Origin of the sequence: Streptomyces sp. NPDC096176 (assembly GCF_044763255.1) — a bacterium.
GTDB lineage: Bacteria > Actinomycetota > Actinomycetes > Streptomycetales > Streptomycetaceae > Streptomyces.
Genome location: NZ_JBIWFV010000002.1, coordinates 305409 through 326272, shown reverse-complemented (window position 1 = coordinate 326272; position 20864 = coordinate 305409). Strand labels below are relative to the sequence as shown.

Genomic DNA, 20864 nt, shown 5'->3' with positions numbered 1-20864 from the left:
CTGGGGCCCCTCTTCGTTGAAAGCTCTGCCGGGTGTTACTCGCCCGGCTTGGCGACCGGCTTGCGCAGCTGGATGTTCAGCTCGCGCAGGCGGGCCTCGTCCAGCTCGGTCGGCGCGCCCATCAGCAGGTCCTGTGCGTTGCCGTTGAGCGGGAACGCGATCGTCTCGCGGATGTTCGGCTCGTCGGCCAGCAGCATCACGATGCGGTCGACGCCGGGGGCGATGCCGCCGTGCGGCGGGGCGCCGTACTCGAAGGCGCGGAGCATGCCGGCGAACTCGTGCTCGACGGTCTCACGGGAGTAGCCCGCGATCTCGAACGCCTTGAACATGATCTCGGGCTCGTGGTTCCGGATCGCACCGGAGGAGAGCTCGACGCCGTTGCAGACGATGTCGTACTGCCAGCCCAGGATGTCCAGCGGGTCCTGGGTCTCCAGGGCCTCGAGACCGCCCTGCGGCATGGAGAACGGGTTGTGCGAGAAGTCGATCTTGCCGGTCTCCTCGTCCTTCTCGTACATCGGGAAGTCGACGATCCAGCAGAACCGGAAGACGCCCTCCTCGAAGTGGCCGGCGCGCTTGGCCGCCTCGACGCGGACCGCGCCCATGATCTTGGAGACCTCGTCGAAGTCGCCGGCGCCGAAGAAGACGGCGTCGCCGGGGGCCAGACCCAGACGCTCGGTGAGGACCTTGACGTTCTCCTCGGTGAGGAACTTGGCGATGGGGCCGGTCAGGGCTCCCTCGTTGCCCACGCGGACCCAGGCGAGGCCCTTGGCGCCCTGCTCGACGGCGTAGTCGCCGAGGCCGTCGAAGAACTTACGGGGCTGGTCGGCGGTGTCCGGCACGGCCAGGGCGCGGACGTGCTTGCCGGCGAAGGCCTTGAACTCCGAGCCTGCGAAGACGTCGGAGATGTCGACGAGCTCCAGCTTGGCGCGCAGGTCCGGCTTGTCGGAGCCGTACTTCAGCATCGCCTCGCGGAACGGGATGCGCGGGAAGGGGGAGGTGACGTGGCGGCCGCCGCCGAACTCCTCGAAGAGCTCGGTCATCAGCTTCTCGATCGGCTGGAAGACGTCCTCCTGCTCGACGAAGCTCATCTCGACGTCGAGCTGGTAGAACTCGCCCGGCGAGCGGTCGGCGCGGGCGTCCTCGTCGCGGAAGCAGGGCGCGATCTGGAAGTAGCGGTCGAAGCCGGAGATCATCAGCAGCTGCTTGAACTGCTGCGGGGCCTGGGGCAGCGCGTAGAACTTGCCGGGGTTCAGCCGGGACGGGACGACGAAGTCACGTGCGCCCTCCGGGGAGGTCGCGGCGAGGATCGGGGTCGCCATCTCGTTGAAGCCGAGCGCGGTCATCTTGTGCCGGATGGCGGAGATGACGGCGGTGCGCAGCATGATGTTGCGGTGCATGCGCTCTCGGCGCAGGTCGAGGAAGCGGTACTCGAGGCGGCGCTCCTCGTTCACGCCGTCGTCGGCGTTGATGGTGAACGGGATCTGCTTGGCGGCGCCCAGGACCTCGACCTCGGTGGCCTCGACCTCGATCTCACCGGTGGGCAGCTCGGGGTTGACGTTCTCGGCGCCGCGGGAGACGACCTTGCCGTCGACACGGACGACGGTCTCCTTCGTCAGCTTGTCGAGAACCTCGGCGGCCTTGGTGCCGGGCCGGGCGACGAGCTGCGTGATGCCGTAGTGGTCGCGCAGATCGATGAAGAGGATGCCGCCCAGGTCGCGCCGATTGTGCAGCCAGCCGCTCAGCCGGACGTCGGTTCCGACGTCAGAGGCGCGGAGCTCGCCGCAGGTGTGGGACCTGTACCGATGCATCGTCGTTCATCCAGTCTTAGCGATTCGGGGGACACAACCTGTGCAAGGTTACCGCTCGGCACCCGTGCAACCCATTGACATAGACGTGACACCGCCCCCTGCCGCCCGGAGCGGCTGATGCCGGCGGAGGCATGGGGCACGGAGTCGAGGGATGAGGGCGAGTCGATCCGGCGGGAGCTCTACGAGCCGGGTCCGGGGGCCGGGGCGGGGGCGTAGCGGGCGCGCAGCTCGCGGATGACCCCGAACGCGGCCGCGGTGGCCGGCACGGCGAGCAGCATGCCGAGGACGCCCGCGAGGCTCGCGCCGGCCGTGAGGGCCAGCAGCACCACCACAGGATGCATGTGGACCGTACGGCTCTGGATCATCGGCTGGAGGACATGTCCCTCCAGCACCTGCACGGCGAGCACCACTCCGAGCGCCCACAGCGCGATGACGAACCCGCGGTCGGCAAGGGCGACCAGCACAGCGACCGCGCCGGAGATGAACGCACCCAGGTAGGGGATGTAGGCGCCGACGAAGACGAGGGCGCCGAGGCCGATCGCGCCCGGCACCCGCAGGATCAGCAACCCGATCGTGATGCAGGCCGCGTCGATCAACGCGATGAAGGTCGTGCCGCGCATGAAGCCCTGGACACCGCCGAAGGCGCGGCGGGCGATCGCCTCGAGGAGTTCTCCGCTGTCACCGGGCGCGAGGGAGCGCAGGGCCGCGACGGCCCGGTCGGAGTCCCGCAGGAAGAAGAAGATCAGCAGCAGTGCCAGCACGGCGATCGCGATCATCTCGCTCACCACGCCGAGCCCGGAGATCACCCCGGACGCGGCGGTTCCGCCGAACTTGCCGAGCAGCTCCCTGGAATTGGCCGCCAGGTCGTCGAGCGACGTTCCGGCGGCACCGAAGTGCCGGGACAGATCGGCGGCGGCCTGCCGCAGTGAGGCGATGATCTGGTCGCCGCTCTCGACCAGCGCGCTGACGACGACGTAGACGGCGCCGCCCACGACGGCGAGCACGGCGACGCAGGTCAGGCCGGCGGCCAGCGAACGCTGCACCTTCATCCCGATCAGCCGCCGGTACAGCGGCCCGAGCAGCGCGGTCCCGAGGATGGCGAGGAGCACGGGCGTCACGGCGGTCTGGAATCTGATGACGAGCCAGATGGCGACGGCGGCGACCCCCGTGACCAGCAGCGCGACGACGCACCATGCGGCGAGGCGCCTCACGGGCTCGGGCAGCAGCGGCTTCGACGGGGGCACAGCCCCCAGCCGACCACGGCTGCCCGGACCCGTCCCGCCCACCCGGTCCGCACGGGTGACGCACCGTCAAGCGGACGGCGCGGCGGTGCTTACATTCCGTGGACCGCGGGGACCGTGCCGAGACGACCCTTCTGGAAGTCTTCAAAGGCCTGTCGCAGCTCCTCCTGCGTGTTCATCACGAACGGCCCGTAGTGCGCCATCGGCTCCCTGATCGGCTGCCCGCCCAGGAGGACTATCTCCAGGTCCGGCGCGTTCGAGTCCTGCGACTCGTCCGCCCTGACCGTCAGCGAGCCGCCGTCGCCGAACACCGCCGTCTGGCCCGCCCGCACCGGCCGCAGCTCCTGGCCGACCGCCCCGCGGCCCGCCAGGACGTAGGCGAGGCCGTTGAAGTCCTCGCGCCACGGCAGCGTCATCCCGGCGCCCGGCGCCAGCGTCGCGTGGATCATCGTGATCGGGGTGTGGGTGATGCCGGGCCCCTCGTGTCCGCCCAGCTCACCGGCGATGACGCGGAGCAGCGCCCCGCCGTCGGGCGTGGTGAGCAGCCGTACGTGGCCGCCGCGGATGTCCTGGTAGCGCGGGTCCATCATCTTGTCGCTCGCCGGCAGGTTCACCCAGAGCTGGAGCCCGTGGAAGAGTCCGCCGGACACGACGAGCTCCTCCGGCGGCGCCTCGATGTGCAGGAGCCCGCTTCCGGCGGTCATCCATTGCGTGTCGCCGTTCTGGATGGTTCCGCCGCCGCCGTTGCTGTCCTGGTGCACGAAGGTGCCGTCGATCAGGTACGTCACGGTCTCGAAGCCGCGGTGCGGGTGCCAGGGCGTTCCCTTGGGCTCGCCGGCGGCGTACTCCACCTCGCCCATCTGGTCCATCATGATGAACGGGTCGAGGTACCGATAGTTGATGCCGGCGAACGCGCGCCGCACCGGGAAGCCCTCCCCTTCGAAGCCGCTCGGCGCCGTGGTCACGGCGAGCACGGGGCGTGCGACGGCATCGGCGGGCGCGGCGACGCGCGGCAGGGTGAGCGGGTTCTCGACAGTCACTGCGGGCATGGCGGGACCTCCTTGTGCGACGACTTTAGTTGAAGAATGAACTTCTTGCCACCAGCAACGGAGAACGCCCGGGAGGAATTCCTCCCGGGCGTGAGAAACGGCGGTCGCGCCGCAGCGGCGTCAGGACTCAGCCGTACATCCTGCGCATGGCGAAGTCGACCATCTGCTCGACCGCCTTCGCGTCGAAGACCATCCGGTGCTCGCCCTCCATGTCGAGGACGAAGCCGTACCCCGTCGGCAGGAGGTCGATCACCTCGGCGCCCGTGATCACGAAGTACTTCGACTCCTTACCCGCATACCTGCGCAGCTCCTTGAGCGAGGTGAACATCGGGATGACCGGCTGCTGAGTGTTGTGCAGGGCCAGGAAGCCGGGATTGTCACCGCGCGGACAGTAGACCTTGGAGGTCGCGAAGATCTGCTGGAAGTCCTCCGCGGACATCGATCCCGTCGTGAAGGCCCGCACCGCGTCGGCCAGGGACGGCGGCGACGGCTCGGGATACAGCGGCTGCTCCCCGTAGGAGGGCTGCTGGGGCACGTACTGCTGCTGCTGAGCGCCCGGAGTCTGGTCGTAGCCGTACATGCCCGCAAGAGTAACGAGTCACAGTTCACCCCATAGGGGTTGCGTCTTATTACCGACGGGTAGCATCATCGTAGCTACTTGCTGGTACGTGGATCGAAATCCAACTTCCGAACCTTACGGAGCCGTCGCCATGGGGCACTACAAGTCGAATCTCCGCGACATCGAGTTCAACCTCTTCGAGGTCCTCGGGCGCGACAAGCTGTACGGCACCGGCCCGTTCGCGGAGATGGACGTCGACACCGCCAAGTCGATCCTCGACGAGATCGCCCGGCTCGCGGAGAACGAGCTGGCCGAGTCGTTCGCAGACGCCGACCGCAACCCTCCGGTCTTCGACCCGGCGACGAACACCGCTCCGGTCCCCGAGAGCTTCAAGAAGAGCTACAAGGCCTTCATGGACTCCGAGTACTGGCGCCTGGGCCTGCCCGAGGAGATCGGCGGCACCACCTCGCCCCGCTCCCTGATCTGGTCCTACGCGGAGCTGCTGCTCGGCTCGAACCCGGCCATCTGGATGTACTCCTCCGGCCCCGCCTTCGCCGGCATCCTCTTCGAGGAGGGCAACGAGGCACAGAAGAAGGTCGCCCAGATAGCCGTCGAGAAGCGCTGGGGCTCCACCATGGTCCTCACCGAGCCGGACGCCGGCTCGGACGTGGGCGCCGGCCGCACCAAGGCCGTGCAGCAGGAGGACGGCTCCTGGCACATCGAGGGCGTAAAGCGCTTCATCACCTCCGGTGAGCACGACATGGAGGAGAACATCCTCCATTACGTGCTGGCCCGCCCCGAGGGCCACGGCGCCGGCACCAAGGGCCTGTCGCTCTTCCTCGTCCCGAAGTTCCACTTCGACTGGGAGACCGGCGAGCTGGGCGAGCGCAACGGCGTGTACGCGACGAACGTCGAGCACAAGATGGGCCTCAAGGCGTCCAACACGTGCGAGATCACTTTCGGCGACCAGCACCCCGCCAAGGGCTGGCTCATCGGTGACAAGCACGACGGTATCCGCCAGATGTTCATGATCATCGAGTTCGCCCGGATGATGGTCGGCACGAAGGCCATCGCCACCCTCTCGACGGGCTACCTCAACGCGCTGGAGTACGCCAAGGAGCGCGTCCAGGGCCCGGACCTGAAGAACTTCGCGGACAAGACCGCGCCCAAGGTCACCATCACGCACCACCCCGACGTGCGCCGCTCCCTGATGACGCAGAAGGCGTACGCGGAGGGCATGCGCGCCCTCGTGCTGTACACCGCCTCCATCCAGGACGAGATCGCCGTCAAGGAGGCCGCGGGCGAGGACGCCAAGGCTCTTGTCGCGCTGAACGACCTGCTGCTGCCCATCGTGAAGGGCTACGGCTCCGAGAAGTCGTACGAGCAGCTCGCGCAGTCCCTGCAGACCTTCGGCGGCTCCGGCTACCTGCAGGAGTACCCGATCGAGCAGTACATCCGCGACGCCAAGATCGACACTCTCTACGAGGGCACCACCGCCATCCAGGGCCAGGACTACTTCTTCCGGAAGATCGTCCGCGACCAGGGACAGGCGCTCAACGCCCTCTCCGAGGAGATCAAGAAGTTCCTGGCCGTCGGCACCGGCGGCGAGGAGCTGGCCGCCGCCCGCGACGCGCTCGCCAAGGCCGCCGTCGACCTCGAGGCCATCGTCGGCACGATGACCAACGACCTCATCGCCACCGGCGACGACGTCAGGAACATCTACAAGGTCGGCCTCAACACCACCCGCCTGCTGATGGCCTCCGGTGACGTCGTCGTCGCCTACCTCCTGCTGCGCGGCGCGGCCGTGGCCTCCGAGAAGCTCGAGACCGCCTCCGCCAAGGACGTGCCGTTCTACCAGGGCAAGATCGCGGCTGCGAAGTTCTTCGCCGCCAACGTCCTGCCGGGCGTCTCCGTCGAGCGCGCGCTCGCCGAGACCGTCGACAATTCGCTGATGGACCTGGACGAGGCCGCGTTCTAGCCTGCCCGCTCCGTCAGGCCCAGGGCCGCCGTCCGACTCGTTCGGGCGGCGGCCCTGTCGCGTCACGTCGGTACCCTGGCCTCTGCCCGGCCGGACGACAGGGCCGATTCCGGCCACGGCCCGCACGCCGTGGACGGGGTGTCACGGATCGACAACCGGGCCACCAATACCCCTCGTTAAGGTGAACTCCATGAGCAGCGAACCTGCCCGATTCGATCGCGGCCACACCGACGACCTCATGACCTTCCTCACGGCCGCACCCTCGCCGTACCACGCCGTCGCGGCAGCGGCCGAGCGGCTCGAGAAGGCCGGCTTCCGGCAGGTTCTGGAAACGGATGCCTGGGACGCGACCACCGGCGGCAAGTACGTACAGCGCGGCGGTGCGCTCATCGCCTGGTACGTGCCGGAAGGCGCCGCGGCACACACCCCGTTCCGTATCGTCGGCGCCCACACCGACTCGCCCAACCTGCGGGTCAAGCCCCTGCCCGACACCGGCGCACACGGCTGGCGGCAGATCGCCGTCGAGGTCTATGGCGGCACCCTCCTCAACACCTGGCTCGACCGCGACCTGGGACTGGCCGGCCGGCTCACCCTGCGCGACGGCTCCCACCGGCTGGTGAACATCGACCGGGCACTGCTGCGCGTACCGCAGCTCGCCGTCCACCTCGACCGCTCCGTCAACACCGACGGCCTCAAGCTCGACCGGCAACGCCACATGCAGCCGATCTGGGGACTCGGCGACGTCCAGGAAGGCGACCTGATCGGGTTCCTGGAGCAGGAGACAGGCATCGAAGAGGGCCAGGTCAGCGGCTGGGACCTGATGCCCCACTCGATCGAGCCGCCCTCCTACCTCGGGCGCGACCGCGAGCTGCTGGCCGGTCCGCGGATGGACAACCTGCTGTCCGTGCACGCGGGAACCGCCGCACTCGCCGCGGTCTCCGCCTCCGCCGGGCTGCCCTTCATCCCGGTGCTCGCCGCTTTCGACCACGAGGAGAACGGCTCCCAGTCGGACACCGGCGCCGACGGCCCGCTGCTCGGCTCCGTCCTGGAGCGCTCCGTGTTCGCGCGCGGCGGCAGCTTCGAGGACCGTGCACGCGCCTTCGCCGGCAGCGTCTGCCTGTCCTCCGACACCGGCCACGCCGTGCACCCCAACTACAGCGAGCGCCACGACCCCACGCACCACCCGCGCGCCAACGGTGGCCCCATCCTCAAGGTCAACGTCAACCAGCGCTACGCCACCGACGGCCAGGGCAGGGCCGTGTTCGCCGCGGCCTGCGAGAAGGCCGGCGTGCCGTGGCAGACGTTCGTGTCGAACAACGCCATGCCCTGCGGCACGACCATCGGCCCCATCACCGCCGCACGGCACGGCATCCACACGGTCGACGTCGGCGTGGCGATCCTGTCGATGCACAGCGCACGCGAACTCTGCGGAGCCGACGACCCCTACCTGCTCGCGAACGCGCTGACCGCGTTCCTGCGGGGCTGAGACGTTCGGACGGCCGGTGATCCGTCACCGGCCGCCCCGCACCTTGGGCTACTGCGCCCTGTCCATACCCGCGAGGATCAGCGGCAGCCGGGCCGCACCGCCCTCGGTGACCTTGACCGGAACGCCCCAGTCCTGCTGGTGCACATGGCAGGCCGGGTACTCGGTCTCGGGGTCGTCGTCGCAGGACGCCGCCATCGCGGAGACGTGCAGCACGCCCTCGGTGACCGACGGGTCGATCTCCAGCTCCCGGCTCAGGTCCGTGCCCGCGCCGTCGCCCGCCCGCAGGAGCTCCGGCGGGGTGGCGGAAACCAGCAGCCGGGTCGAGGGGCCGTAGCGGGTGTCGAGCTTCTGCCCTGCCGGGGCCTCGAAGACCACGTCCAGCCGGATGGCCCCCGGCGCCACGTCGGTGGCTGTGCGCCGGGTGCGGTGGGCGACGGCCTCGACGCGCACCGCCTCCTCCGGCAGCCGCAGCCGGGTCAGCCGGTGCCTTGCCGACTCCACGACCACGATGTCCTCGCCGACCAGCACGGCCCCGCTGGGCTCGCGCAGGTCCGTGGCGAGCGTCGTCACCTCACCGCTCGACGGATCGAAGCGGCGCAGGGCGTGGTTGTACGTGTCGCTGACGGCGACGGACCCGTCGGGCAGGGCCGTGACACCCAGAGGGTGCTGGAGCAGCGCCTGTCCGGCCTCGCCGTCGCGGTGCCCGAAGTCGAAGAGACCGGTGCCGATCGCCGTGTGGACCACCGACTCCCGGTCGATCCAGCGCAGTGCGGACGTCTCGGAGTCGGCGATCCACAGCCGGTCCTCCGTGGCCGCGAGGCCGGACGGCTGCGCGAACCAGGCCTCGGCACCCGGCCCGTCGACCAGCCCCTCGTTGGTCGTACCCGCGGCGACCCGCACGGTCCCGTCCTGCGGGTCGTACGTCCACAGCTGGTGCACCCCGGCCATGGCGATCCACAGCTTGCCCTGCCACCAGGCCACGTCCCACGGCGAGGAGAGCGACACCTCGAGCGCGGGCCCGGAAGTGGGCGAACCCTGCCACCACTGCCTGCCGGTCCCGGCGAGCAGCTCGACGGCACCGGTTTCCGGGTCGTAGGCGCGGATGGCGTGGTTGACGGTGTCGGCGACGGCGACACGGCCGTCGGGCAGCAGGGCGAGGCCCTGCGGCTCGTTGAACTCCCCGTCGCCCCCGATCCGGCGCACCACGCTCTCACCGTCCTCCTCCAGCTCGACCAGCTGATGCCGGGTGGAGTCGGAGACGAGGAGGTTCCCGGAGGGCAGGACCACGGCCTTCCCGGGGAAACGCAGATCGGTGGCGACCGGCTCCGGCGGCACGTACGGGCCGTCCCCGCGGCGCAATGTGCCCTTGGCCGCGTGTTCGGCCTCCAGCTCCTCGACGAGCGTCTCGATGGCGTGGGCGTGCCCCTCGCCCGCGTGCTGGGCGACGACGTATCCCTCGGGGTCGATGACGACGAGCGTCGGCCACGCCCGCACGGCGTACTGCTTCCAGGTGGCGAGCTCGGGGTCGTCGAGCACGGGATGGTGCACCTGGTAGCGCTCGACGGCGTCGACGACCGCCTGGTGCTCGGCCTCGTGCACGAACTTCGGCGAGTGGACCCCGATGATCACCACGGTGTCGCGGTGCTTCTCCTCGAGCTCACGCAGCTCGTCGAGGACATGCAGGCAGTTGATGCAGCAGAAGGTCCAAAAATCGATGATCACGCACTTGCCGCGCAGGCCGGCGAGGGTGAGTTCCTTGCCTCCGGTGTTCAGCCATCCACCCTTGCCGATCAGCTCGGGGGCACGGACACGGGCACGGCGGCGGGGCGCGGGGGTGGACGCCGGGGCGGAATCGTTCATGGTTCAAGCTTGCCATCCGTGTGCGAACACCGGATCCCACGCGCCCCGGCCGACGCCGGGCGAGGGGGTACTGCGTGCCGGCCGGTGTTCGGCCGCAGTCCGCAGGGGTACGCATTCCGCCATGAAATACCTGGTGCGGGACAAGATCTTCGCGATCGGCGACGACTACTGGATCGAGGACGAGAACGGTCGCCACGCCTTTCTGGTCGACGGGAAGGCGCTGCGGCTGCGGGACACGCTCGAGATCAAGGACCGGGACGGGCGGGTGCTGATCACCCTGCGCCAGAAGATGTTCGCCCTGCGGGACGCCATGACGATCGAACGGGACGGGAAGACGCTCGCCACGGTCCGCAGAAAGCGTCTGTCGCTGCTGCGCAACCACTACCGCGTCGGCCTCCTCGACGGGACCGAGCTCGATGTCGGCGGACGGATCCTGGACCGGGAGTTCGCCGTGGAGTACGACGGGGAGCTGCTGGCGCACATCTCGCGGCGGTGGCTGACCCTGCGGGATTCGTACGGGGTCGATGTGGTGCGGGAGGACGCGGACGCGGCGCTGCTCATCGCGGTGGCGGTGTGCGTGATCCGGATGGCGGAGAAGGAGCGCGAATCCGGCTGACGGGGCGGCCGAAGGCCCGCCCCTGTGGTGGGACGGGCCGGTAGCCCGGGGCTTCAGTGCGGCGCGGGGAGGCCCAGTCGGCGGTCCTTGAGAGCCGGGAAGACTTCGCGGGTGGAGGCGACCCTCGCCGGGTCCAGGTCCACGGTGATGACCTCCTCGCCGACGCCCGCCTCCGCGAGCACCTCGCCCCAGGGGTCGACGACGATGCTGTGGCCGGCTTGTTCCACGTCGGCGTGCGTGCCCGCCGTGCCGCAGGCCAGCACGTACGCCTGGTTCTCCACGGCGCGGGCGCGGGCGAGCAGGGTCCAGTGCTCGCGGCGGCGGGCCGGCCATCCGGCCGGGACGACGAGCGCCTGGGCGCCGGCGTCCACCAGGCCGCGGAAGAGCTCGGGGAAGCGGAGGTCGTAGCAGGTGGCGAGGCCGATGGTGAGGTCCGGCAGGTGGACGGTCACGAGGTCCTCGCCGGCACCCATCATCACGGCTTCGCCCTTGTCGAAGCCGAAGCGGTGGATCTTGCGGTAGGTGGCGACGAGTTCGCCTGCGGGGGAGATGACCAGGGCGGTGTTGTAGAGGGTGCCGTCGGCGGCCTTCTCGACGACGGAGCCGGCGTGCAGCCAGACACCGGCGTCGCTCGCGGCCTTGGCCATGGCCTCGTACGTGGGCCCGGTCGGGGACTCCGCCTCCCGCTCGAACTGCTGGTAGGCGAAGGCTCCCACGGGCCACAGTTCGGGCAGGATCACCAGTTCGGCGTCCTGCTGTTCCCGCACCAGCGAGGCCACACGCCGCCTACGAGAATCGACCGATTCGTCCGGTTCTACTGCGATCTGGATGAGGGAGGCGCGCACACTACCACCGTCCTGGCATTCGAGCCGTCAATACGGGCCTACGATCGTCACACGAAAGCACTGCCGGGGTGCCTTCGGGCAGCGTACTGTGCTCATCCGGGGGCCACCCCCGGACCCCCACAGCGCTGCCAGTCCAGTTTGTCCGCGTACGACCGCCGAGGGGTCCCGTGACCGTCCATCCCAGCCTCCAGACCTACGCCGATGCCTGGACCCACGCCGTCGAATCGACGGCGGAGCTGGTGCAGCCGCTCGTCGAGGGCGAATGGAACCGTGCCACGCCGTGTCCGGGCTGGTCGGTGCGTGACATCGTCTCGCATGTCATCGGCCTGGAATGCGAGATGCTCGGCGACCCGCGGCCCATCCACTCGCTGCCGCGCGATCTCTACCATGTGCGGAGCGAGTTCGCCCGCTACATGGAGATGCAGGTCGATGTGCGCCGGCACCACACGGCGCCGGAGATGACCTCCGAGCTCGAGTACACGATGATTCGCCGGGCCCGCCAGCTGCGCAACGAGAACCGCAGCCCGGACACGCTGATCCGCGCCCCGCTCGGCGCCGAGCAGACGGTCGAAGTCGCCTACCGGATGAGGGCCTTCGACACCTGGGTGCACGAACAGGACCTGCGGACCGCCTTGAACAAGCCCGGCAACCTCGACTCCCCCGGCGCGTACGTCACTCGGGACGTGCTGCTCGACAGTCTGCCCAAGGTGGTCGCCAAGGACGCGGGGGCGCCCGCGAATTCGGCCGTCGTCTTCGACGTGCACGGCCCGGTCGAGTTCCTGCGGACCGTGCGGGTCGACGCCGACGGCCGTGGCTCCATCGACGGCTCGCCCTCACTGGGTCCGCTGGTGACCCTGACCCTGGACTGGGAGACCTACTACCGGCTGGCCTGCGGACGTGTCAGGCCCGCCGCCGTGGCGGACCGGATCAAGGTGGACGGGGACGCCGAACTCGCGGCGGCGATCCTGCGCGAGTTCGCGGTGACTCCGTAGCCGAACGGCGAGCGGACACAGACGGCGGCCCTGGGCCCGTAGCCGAGGGCCGCGGGCGCGGGTGCCGGGCGACCCGCCGCAGGCCGGGGCGCCCTCACGCCGGTACGTGCACGGCCTCGACCCGGCTCGCCACGAGCCGTTCCCGCTCGCGCCTGGCCGCCCGGGCGCGCAGCCGCAGGATCTGGGTGATCCCGAGCGCCTCCAGCACGAAGACCGACGCGAAGGCGATGCGGTAGTTGTCGCCCGTGGCGTCCAGCAGGACCCCCACCGCGAGCAACGTCGTCATCGACGCGATGAATCCACCCATGTTGACGATTCCGGATGCCGTTCCCTGCCGCTCCGGCGGATTGGCCGGACGGGCGAAGTCGAAGCCGATCATCGACGCCGGCCCGCATGCCCCGAGGACCGTGCACAGCGTGATCAGCAACCACATGGGGGCCTGTTCGCCCGGATACGCAATGGTGGCCGCCCATAGGGTCGCGGTCGCTCCGACCGTACCCAGGGCCAGTGGCACCCTTGCCGCATGGTGGCGGGCAATCACCTGCCCGTACACCAGGCCCACCAGCATGTTGGAGAGCACCACCAGCGTCAGGAGGCCGCCGGCGGCCTCCCGGGTGAGCCCCTGGGCCTCCACGAGGAACGGCATGCCCCACAGGAGGAGGAACACCATGGCGGGGAACTGGGTCGTGAAATGGACCCACATGCCGAGCCGTGTGCCGGGTTCGTGCCACGACTCGGCGATCTGCTTGCGCACGAAGGCCGATCCCGCGTGCTGCACGGGCGGCGGTTCGTGGCCCTCCGGGTGGTCGGAGAGGAAGAGCGAGAGAAGGACCAGAACGACCACGCCGGCCACCGCACTGCCCGCGAAGGTGGCGGTCCAGCCCATTCCGTGCAGCATCCGGGCGATGACGAGGGTGGAGACGAGATTGCCCGCCATCCCGAAGAGCGCGGCGACCTGCCCGATGAGCGGACCGCGGCGCGCGGGGAACCAGCGTGCCCCCAGCCGCAGCACGCTGATGAAGGTCATGGCGTCGCCACAGCCGAGCAGTGCGCGCGACGCGAGCGCCATCCCGTACGAGGGGGAGAGGGCGAACCCCAACTGGCCCACGGTGAACAGCACCACGCCGATGGTGAGCACCTTCTTGGTGCCCAACCGGTCGACCATCAGGCCGACCGGTATCTGCATGCCGGCGTAGACCAGCAGTTGGAGGATGGAGAAGGTGGACAGAGCAGAGGCGTTGACGCCGAAGCGGTCGGCGGCGTCGAGGCCGGCGACGCCCAGGCTGGTACGGAAGATGACGGCCACGAAATAGACGGCGACGCCGATGCCCCACACCGCGGCGGCGCGGCGGCCGCCGGGGGGATCACCGGGCAAGGAGACCGCAGCCGCTGAGCCGCTCACCGGGCCTCACCCCGAACGAGCACCTCGACCCTGCCGAGATGGCCGCGCACACAGGCGGCCGCGCCGTCCGCGTCGCCGGCCCTGATCCGGTCGAGGATCTCGGAGTGCTCGTCGTGGTTGCGGGTGATGCGGTCGGGGAGCGCCTGCATCATGGCGACGCCCATGCGGAGTTGACGGTCGCGCAGCTGGTCGTAGAGCCTGGAGAGGATCTCGTTGCCGGCGTGCTTGACGATCTCCGCGTGGAAGCAGCGGTCGCTGACGGCGAAGGCGGCCAAGTCGCCCGCGGCGGCATGCCGCTTCTGCTCCGTGAGCAGTTCCTCGAGGCGTGCTACGAGCACGGCGGGGGCGGGGACGGCCTTGCGCACCGCGAACTCCTCGACGAGCAGCCGGGTTTCGACGACGTCCCGGATCTCCTGCGCGGACACGGCGAGAACGAGGGCGCCCTTCTTGGGGTAGAGCTTGATGAGCCCTTCGACCTCGAGCTTGAGCAGCGCCTCCCGGACAGGCGTCCTGGACACGCCCACGGCATCGGCGAGTTCGCCCTCCGTGAGGAGGGTGCCTCCCTTGTAGCGGCGGTCGAGGACGGCCTGCTTGATGTGGGTGTAGACGCGTTCGGCAGCAGGCAGCTGTTTCACGGGCACGGCAGGCATGCGCACAGCATAGATACAACAGGGGTGCATCAGACAGCCGGGTCCACATCGCGAAACAGAGCCGCAAACCTGTGCCCGGACGCCGGACGCGAGGCGGAGCCGGAGGTCCCGGCCGGATGCCGGGACCGAGACCGAACGCCCGGCCGGGAAGAGCCCGGCCGGGCGTTTCACGTGGAACGAGGCATCAGGCCCAGGTCATCAGCTTCTTCGGGTTCTCCAGGATCGCCGCGACGTCCGCGAGGAACCTGGAGCCGAGCTCGCCGTCGACCAGGCGGTGGTCGAAGGAGAGCGCCAGCGTGGTGACCTGACGGGGCTTGACCTTGCCCTTGTGAACCCAGGGCTGGAGCTTGATCGCGCCGACCGCGAGGATCGCCGACTCGCCGGGGTTGAGGATCGGCGTGCCGGTGTCGACGCCGAAGACGCCCACGTTGGTGATGGTCACCGTGCCGCCCTGCATCGCCGCCGGGGTGGTCTTGCCTTCCCGGGCCGTCGCGACCAGCTCGCCGAGGGACTCGGCCAGCTGCGGCAGGGTCTTGTCGTGCGCGTCCTTGATGTTCGGGACGATCAGACCACGTGGCGTGGCCGCCGCGATGCCGAGGTTGACGTAGTGCTTCTGCACGATCTCCTGGTTGGCCTCGTCCCAGGAGGCGTTGATCTCCGGGTTCCGCTTGATCGCGACCAGCAGGGCCTTGGCGATCAGGAGCAGCGGGTTGACCCGCAGCCCCGCCATGTCCTTGTCGGCCTTGAGCTCCTCCACGAGCTTCATCGTCCGCGTCACGTCGATCGTCACGAACTCCGTGACGTGCGGCGCGCTGAAGGCGCTGCCCACCATGGCGGCGGCGGTGGCCTTCCGTACGCCCTTGACGGGGACACGGGTCTCGCGGGCGCCGGACGCGAGCGGTGCGGTGACCGGCTCCGGCGCGGCGACCGGCTCGGGCACCACGGGGGCGGCGGCCGGCGCCGGGGCGGCTGCCGCGTGGACGTCCTCGCGGGTGATGATGCCGTCGGGGCCGGTCGGGGTGACCGTCGCCAGGTCGATGCCGAGGTCCTTGGCGAGCTTGCGCACCGGCGGCTTGGCGAGCGGACGCGGCGCCGTCGGCGCGCCGTGGCCGTTCATCTCCGCCTGGATGGCGGCGGTCACCGGGGTCTGCTCGGGGGCACCGGTCTGCTTGCGCGGCCGGCGCTTGGTGGACGACTCGGCGACGCCGTAGCCGACGAGCACGGGCTGACGGCCCTTCGGCTTGGCTTCCTCGGTCTCGGTGGCGGCCTCGGTGGCGGTCTCGGTGGCGGCCTCCGCGACGGGGGACGCCTCGGTCTGCGCGGCGGGGACCGCGGCGGCCGCTGCCGGGGCTGCCTCACCGCTGCCGGGCGCCACGTCGACCGTGATGATCGACGTGCCGACGTCGACGGTTGCGCCTTCGGCGAAGCGCAGCTCGTGCACCACGCCGTCGTACGGGATCGGCAGCTCGACGGCCGCCTTGGCCGTCTCGACCTCGCACACGACCTGGCCGTCGGTGACGGTGTCACCGGGCTGGACATACCACTTGAGGATCTCGGCCTCGGTGAGCCCCTCGCCCACATCGGGCATCTTGAACTCGCGGAAGCGGAGCGAAGTGTCTTGCGTCATGGTCACGGCACTCCTCAGTACGCGAGCGAGCGGTCGACGGCGTCCAGCACCCGGTCGAGACCCGGGAGGTACTCCTCCTCGAGCCGCGCCGGCGGGTAGGGGGCGTGGAAGCCGCCGACGCGCAGGATGGGCGCCTCCAGCTGGTAGAAGCACCGTTCGGTGATGCGAGCGGCGATCTCCGCGCCGGAGCCGTAGAAGACAGGGGCCTCATGGACGACGACCAGGCGGCCGGTCTTCTCCACGGAGGTCTGGATGGTGTCGAAGTCAATGGGGGACATCGAGCGCAGGTCGAGGACCTCCACCGACTTGCCCTCCTCGGCGGCGGCGGCCGCCGCCTCGAGACAGACCTTCACCATCGGGCCGTAGGCGGCCAGCGTGATGTCGGAGCCGGTCCGGGCGACGCGTGCGGCGTGCAGCGGCCCGGGGATCTCCTCGGTGTCGACCTCGCTCTTGTCCCAGTAGCGGCGCTTGGGCTCGAAGAAGATCACCGGGTCGTCGCTCTGGATCGCCTGCTGCAGCATCCAGTAGGCGTCCGCGGAGTTCGACGGGGAGACCACCTTGAGGCCCGCGACATGCGCGAAGAGCGCCTCGGGGGACTCGGAGTGGTGCTCCACCGCGCCGATGCCGCCGCCGTAGGGGATGCGCACGACGACCGGCAGCTTGATCTTGCCGAGCGCGCGGGCGTGCATCTTCGCGAGCTGGGTGACGATCTGGTCGTAGGCGGGGAAGACGAAGCCGTCGAACTGGATCTCGACGACCGGGCGGTAGCCGCGCAGCGCGAGACCGATCGCGGTACCGACGATGCCCGACTCCGCGAGCGGGGTGTCGATGACCCTGTCCTCGCCGAAGTCCTTCTGGAGTCCGTCGGTGATCCGGAAGACACCGCCGAGCTTGCCGACGTCCTCACCCATGATCAGGACCTTGGGGTCGGTCTCGAGGGCCTTGCGCAGCGACTCGTTGAGCGCCTTCGCGAGGGGGAGCTTGGTGACGGCCATGACTAGTTGCCCTCCTCGGCGAACGACGCCTGGTAGGCGGCGAACTGGGCGCGTTCCTCGTCGACGAGCGTGTGCCCGTCCGCGTAGATGTTGTCGAACATCGCCATGTCGTCGGGGTCGGGCATCGCCCGGACCGCCTCGCGCACCCGCTTGGCGAGCACGTCGCTCTCCTCGTCGAGAGAGGTGAAGAACGCCTCGTCGGCGAGTCCCTCGCGCTCGAGGTACGTACGCATCCGCAGGATCGGGTCCTTGGCCTCCCAGGCCGCCCGCTCGTCGTCGTGCCGGTACTTGGTGGGGTCGTCCGAGGTGGTGTGCGCACCCATCCGGTACGTAAAGGCCTCGACGAGCGTCGGGCCCTCGCCTCGGCGGGCCCGCTCCAGCGCGGAACGGGTCACGGCGAGGCAGGCGAGGACGTCGTTGCCGTCGACGCGGACACCGGGGAAGCCGAAGCCCTGCGCGCGCTGGTACAGCGGGACGCGGGTCTGTCGCTCGGTGGGCTCGGAGATGGCCCACTGGTTGTTCTGGCAGAAGAACACGACCGGGGCGTTGTAGACCGCGGAGAACGTGAACGACTCGGCGACGTCGCCCTGGCTGGACGCGCCGTCACCGAAGTACGCGATCACGGCCGAGTCGGCGCCGTCCTTGGCCACGCCCATCGCGTAGCCGGTGGCGTGCAGCGTCTGCGAGCCGATGACGATCGTGTACAGGTGGAAGTTGTTCGTGGTCGGGTCCCAGCCGCCGTGGTTCACACCGCGGAACATGCCCAGCAGATTTGTCGGGTCGACCCCGCGGCACCAGGCGACGCCGTGCTCGCGGTAGGTCGGGAAGACGTAGTCGTCGTCGCGCAGGGCGCGTCCCGAGCCGATCTGTGCGGCCTCCTGGCCCAGCAGCGACGCCCACAGACCCAGTTCGCCCTGGCGCTGCAGGGCGGTGGCCTCGGCGTCGAAACGGCGGGTCAGGACCATGTCCCGGTACAGGCCCCGCAGCTCGTCGGCGCTCAGGTCGATGTCGTACTCGGGGTGCTGAACGCGCTCACCCTCGGGCGTCAGCAGCTGTACGAGCTGGGGCTCGGAATTCTGCGGCTTCTTGGCGGCGCTGGCGCGCTTGCTGACGCGTCGCGGTTTACGCGCGGCAGCAGTGCTCTCCACGGTCACGTGCGTGCTCCTCCGTCGGTCCGGCCCCCGGGGTCCGCCGGAAAGCCAGTGCGGCTCGCCCGCGTCCGTGCCCGCGCACGGGGTGTGTGCGACGCGGCCGGAAGTCAGGCGTGACAGGTGCCCCGGCGAACGACCTGTCACAGGCACGTTACCCAGTGGGAAGCATTACTGCGAAACCCCGTTTGACCTGCGATTTTGCTTGGATTTCCAAGTAAATCGGGAAACGGGGGAACAACCACTGGTCACAGCCCTGCAGGCCGCCGGAACACGGGCACGTTATCCCGGGCACCCCGGGCACGGGAAGAGTCAATATGTGAGACTGCCCCCGTGCCCGAAAAGGGAAAAATCACTGTATTCCTGCTTGACGACCACGAAGTCGTGCGGCGCGGCGTTCATGAACTACTGGCTGCCGAGGACGACATCGAGGTGGTCGGAGAGGCGGCCACGGCCGAAGACGCGCTGGTCAGGATCGCTGCGACCGAGCCCGATGTCGCCGTCCTCGACGTCAGGCTGCCGGACGGGAGCGGCGTCGAGGTGTGCCGTGAGGTCCGTTCGCGGAACGAGAACATCACGTGCCTGATGCTGACTTCCTTCGCGGACGACGAGGCGCTCTTCGACGCGATCATGGCGGGCGCCTCCGGATACGTGCTGAAGGCGATCCGCGGCAACGAGCTCTTGTCGGCGGTGCGGGACGTCGCGGCCGGCAAGGCGCTGCTCGACCCGGTGGCGACCGCCCGCGTCCTGGAGCGGCTGCGGGGCGGCGGAAAGGCACCGGCCGGTGACGACAGGCCGGCGAGACTCACCGACCAGGAGCGCAGAATCCTGGACCTCATCGGGGAGGGCCTCACCAACCGGGTCATCGGCGAACGTCTGCATCTCGCCGAGAAGACGATCAAGAACTACGTCGCCGGCCTGCTTTCCAAGCTGGGAATGGAGCGGTGCTCACAAGCGGCGGCCTACGTGGCGAGAATCCAGGCGGAGCGCCAGCAAAGCTGAATCCGCACACGTCAGGGCGTCGAGCCTTCACTATTTCGGGCTATTAGGCACACGGACGGGTTCCGGGATTTTGGACCCCACCCGTTCGGGGCATGCGACTCTGCTCGGCCGAGTCGACGGTGACGGAGGGTGGGCGTCATGTCCACAGACGAACCGCGCGCCGTCGAACTGCTGGGCCGCATCCCGTACGGCCGTCTGGCCATGAGCCTGCGGGCCATGCCCTACGTGGTGCCGGCGCGGCACATCGTGGTGGACGGCCGCGTCGTGCTCCGGCTGCACGCCGCCTTCGACTACCACCGGGCGTGCTGCGGCAGCGTGGTGGCGTACGGTGCGGACAACCTCAACTCCGGCTCTGCGCGCCCTGGTCGGTGCAGTTCACGGGGACCGCCGAAACGGTCCGGCCGTCGGCGGCGGAGCTGGAACGCTTCGGGCGACAGCCGCACCGCATCGACGGCGAGGAATTCAGGCCGGTGTACCTGTGCATCGAGCCGCACTTCGTCACCGTGCACACCGTGGGCCACCTCGAAGAGCATCGGCCGCGCCACATTGCGTGTCGGGGCGCCACGCCCGGCATCTATCATCTGTCGGGTGTTGCGCTCATCTGTTACCGCTCCACCTCTCGACGCGCTGCTGCGCCGTTACGAGAACCCGGGCGAGCCGCTCTCCTGCAAGCCCGTCACCCAGGGGCTCCTCAACCGCGGCTACCGCCTCGCGACCACGCGCGGAGCCTACTTCCTCAAGCACCACCTCGACGGGGACCACGACGCCATCGCCCGCCAGCACCGCGCCACCCAGCGGCTCCAGGTACTGGGCGTTCCGGTCGCCCCGCCCCTCGAGGACTCCGGCGGCGACACCGTCGCCGTGATCGGCGGCCGCTGCTACGCCCTGCACCCGTGGATCGACGGCCGGCACCGCAACGGCGCCCAGCTCAGCACCGCCCAGTCACGGCGGCTGGGCTCCCTCCTGGGCCTTGTCCACACCTGCCTGGCGCAGGTCATGGAACCGCATGCGGCCCACTCCGCCGAGCACGGGAGCGCCGACCCCGAGGAGACTTTCGCGCTCATCGACGAGCTGCTGGAGAAGGCCCGCTCGAGTCACCCCCGTGACTCGTTCGACACCCTTGCGGAGCACCGGCTGCTGCAGCGGCGCGTCCTCCTGGAGCGGCACGCCGGCCGGAGGCCGCCACCGGGGCGGGCGGGCGGCTGGGTGCACGGCGACTTCCACCCGCTGAACCTGCTCTACCGCGGTGCCGAACCCGCCGCGATCGTCGACTGGGACCGGCTCGGCGTACAGCCACGGGCAGAGGAAGCCGTCCGGGCCGCGGCGATCTTCTTCGTCCTGCCCGCCGGGCAGCTGGAGCTGACGAAGGTGCGGGCGTACGCACGGGCCTACCGGCGCGCCGCCGGCGCCGACGCGACCGAACTCCGGGCGGCCGTGCACCGGGTGTGGTGGGAGCGGCTCAACGACTTCTGGATACTGCGCTGGCGCTACCAGCTGCACGACCGAAGGGCCGACCCGCAGTTCCCTGCGGCGTCGGCCCTGGCGGTCTGGTGGACCGAGGAGTACGAAGCGGTGTGCGAGGCGTTCGCGGGGTGAGGGCGGCGGC

General features: G+C 69.8%; 17 protein-coding genes and 1 pseudogene. 7 read left to right on the top strand and 11 right to left on the bottom strand.

The genetic code is table 11. From position 1 onward, the window contains the following. Positions 1–35 precede the first annotated feature (35 nt). The 4 genes from aspS to ACIQ7Q_RS06615 all read right to left on the bottom strand — a co-directional run bounded on the left by aspS (position 36) and on the right by ACIQ7Q_RS06615 (position 4678). Positions 36–1808, bottom strand: a complete 1773-nt coding sequence (gene aspS, locus ACIQ7Q_RS06630; protein ID WP_403857049.1) for an aspartate--tRNA ligase — start codon at positions 1806–1808, stop codon at positions 36–38. A gap of 179 nt (positions 1809–1987) precedes the next feature. After that, entirely contained in the window at positions 1988–3052 is a 1065-nt protein-coding gene (locus ACIQ7Q_RS06625; RefSeq protein WP_403857046.1) for an AI-2E family transporter, read from the bottom strand. 89 nt (positions 3053–3141) lie between these two features. Continuing rightward, positions 3142–4098 carry a pirin family protein gene (locus tag ACIQ7Q_RS06620; protein WP_403857043.1) on the bottom strand — a complete coding sequence of 319 codons (957 nt, stop codon included), beginning with the start codon at positions 4096–4098 and terminating at the stop codon, positions 3142–3144. Between the two features lie 127 nt (positions 4099–4225). Continuing rightward, the gene (locus ACIQ7Q_RS06615) at positions 4226–4678 is read right to left on the bottom strand and encodes an SseB family protein (protein ID WP_403857040.1); all 453 of its coding nucleotides are present in this window, start codon (positions 4676–4678) and stop codon (positions 4226–4228) included. 130 nt (positions 4679–4808) lie between these two features. Between ACIQ7Q_RS06615 and ACIQ7Q_RS06610 the strand changes: the two genes are divergently transcribed. Both ACIQ7Q_RS06610 and ACIQ7Q_RS06605 read left to right on the top strand, forming a co-directional pair. Further along, the gene (locus ACIQ7Q_RS06610; RefSeq protein ID WP_403857037.1) at positions 4809–6635 is read left to right on the top strand and encodes an acyl-CoA dehydrogenase; all 1827 of its coding nucleotides are present in this window, start codon (positions 4809–4811) and stop codon (positions 6633–6635) included. A 190-nt stretch (positions 6636–6825) separates the two neighbouring features. Next, positions 6826–8121 carry a M18 family aminopeptidase gene (locus tag ACIQ7Q_RS06605; RefSeq protein WP_403857033.1) on the top strand — a complete coding sequence of 432 codons (1296 nt, stop codon included), beginning with the start codon at positions 6826–6828 and terminating at the stop codon, positions 8119–8121. Positions 8122–8169: 48 nt separating this feature from the next. Here ACIQ7Q_RS06605 and ACIQ7Q_RS06600 read toward each other — a convergent pair whose 3' ends face one another. After that, on the bottom strand, positions 8170–9981 hold the full coding sequence (locus ACIQ7Q_RS06600; protein WP_403857030.1) for an NHL domain-containing thioredoxin family protein: 1812 nt from the start codon (positions 9979–9981) through the stop codon (positions 8170–8172). A 121-nt stretch (positions 9982–10102) separates the two neighbouring features. On the opposite strand from ACIQ7Q_RS06600, the gene ACIQ7Q_RS06595 reads away from it, so the two are divergent. Beyond that, positions 10103–10597 carry an LURP-one-related/scramblase family protein gene (locus tag ACIQ7Q_RS06595; RefSeq protein WP_403857027.1) on the top strand — a complete coding sequence of 165 codons (495 nt, stop codon included), beginning with the start codon at positions 10103–10105 and terminating at the stop codon, positions 10595–10597. 53 nt (positions 10598–10650) lie between these two features. Here the strand turns inward: ACIQ7Q_RS06595 and ACIQ7Q_RS06590 are convergent, their stop codons facing one another. After that, complete coding sequence (locus ACIQ7Q_RS06590; protein ID WP_403857024.1) at positions 10651–11442, bottom strand: carbon-nitrogen family hydrolase; 792 nt, start codon at positions 11440–11442, stop codon at positions 10651–10653. A 167-nt stretch (positions 11443–11609) separates the two neighbouring features. Between ACIQ7Q_RS06590 and ACIQ7Q_RS06585 the strand changes: the two genes are divergently transcribed. Then, complete coding sequence (locus ACIQ7Q_RS06585) at positions 11610–12434, top strand: maleylpyruvate isomerase family mycothiol-dependent enzyme (RefSeq protein ID WP_403857021.1); 825 nt, start codon at positions 11610–11612, stop codon at positions 12432–12434. 94 nt (positions 12435–12528) lie between these two features. Here ACIQ7Q_RS06585 and ACIQ7Q_RS06580 read toward each other — a convergent pair whose 3' ends face one another. The 5 genes from ACIQ7Q_RS06580 to pdhA form a co-directional block, all read right to left on the bottom strand. After that, on the bottom strand, positions 12529–13836 hold the full coding sequence (locus tag ACIQ7Q_RS06580) for a nitrate/nitrite transporter (protein WP_403857018.1): 1308 nt from the start codon (positions 13834–13836) through the stop codon (positions 12529–12531). Further along, on the bottom strand, positions 13833–14486 hold the full coding sequence (locus ACIQ7Q_RS06575; RefSeq protein WP_403857015.1) for a GntR family transcriptional regulator: 654 nt from the start codon (positions 14484–14486) through the stop codon (positions 13833–13835). The genes ACIQ7Q_RS06580 and ACIQ7Q_RS06575 overlap by 4 nt, the downstream gene beginning before the upstream one ends. Positions 14487–14670: 184 nt before the next feature. Continuing rightward, positions 14671–16113 (bottom strand): dihydrolipoamide acetyltransferase family protein, encoded by a 1443-nt coding sequence (locus ACIQ7Q_RS06570; protein WP_403857012.1) that lies wholly within the window; start codon positions 16111–16113, stop codon positions 14671–14673. 14 nt (positions 16114–16127) lie between these two features. Continuing rightward, entirely contained in the window at positions 16128–17108 is a 981-nt protein-coding gene (locus tag ACIQ7Q_RS06565; RefSeq protein ID WP_403857009.1) for an alpha-ketoacid dehydrogenase subunit beta, read from the bottom strand. A 2-nt stretch (positions 17109–17110) separates the two neighbouring features. Then, positions 17111–18262, bottom strand: a complete 1152-nt coding sequence (pdhA, locus tag ACIQ7Q_RS06560; protein ID WP_403857006.1) for a pyruvate dehydrogenase (acetyl-transferring) E1 component subunit alpha — start codon at positions 18260–18262, stop codon at positions 17111–17113. Between the two features lie 327 nt (positions 18263–18589). Here pdhA and ACIQ7Q_RS06555 point away from each other — a divergent pair, with 327 nt between their 5' ends. The 3 genes and pseudogenes from ACIQ7Q_RS06555 to ACIQ7Q_RS06545 all read left to right on the top strand — a co-directional run bounded on the left by ACIQ7Q_RS06555 (position 18590) and on the right by ACIQ7Q_RS06545 (position 20854). After that, on the top strand, positions 18590–19258 hold the full coding sequence (locus tag ACIQ7Q_RS06555) for a response regulator (RefSeq protein ID WP_403857003.1): 669 nt from the start codon (positions 18590–18592) through the stop codon (positions 19256–19258). Positions 19259–19396: 138 nt separating this feature from the next. Further along, positions 19397–19773 (top strand): annotated as a pseudogene (locus tag ACIQ7Q_RS06550) (pyridoxamine 5'-phosphate oxidase family protein); the annotation flags it as partial. A 73-nt stretch (positions 19774–19846) separates the two neighbouring features. Then, a complete protein-coding gene (locus ACIQ7Q_RS06545; RefSeq protein ID WP_403857000.1) occupies positions 19847–20854 on the top strand; it encodes a phosphotransferase in 1008 nt (335 codons plus the stop codon). The last annotated feature ends 10 nt before the right edge of the window (positions 20855–20864 follow it).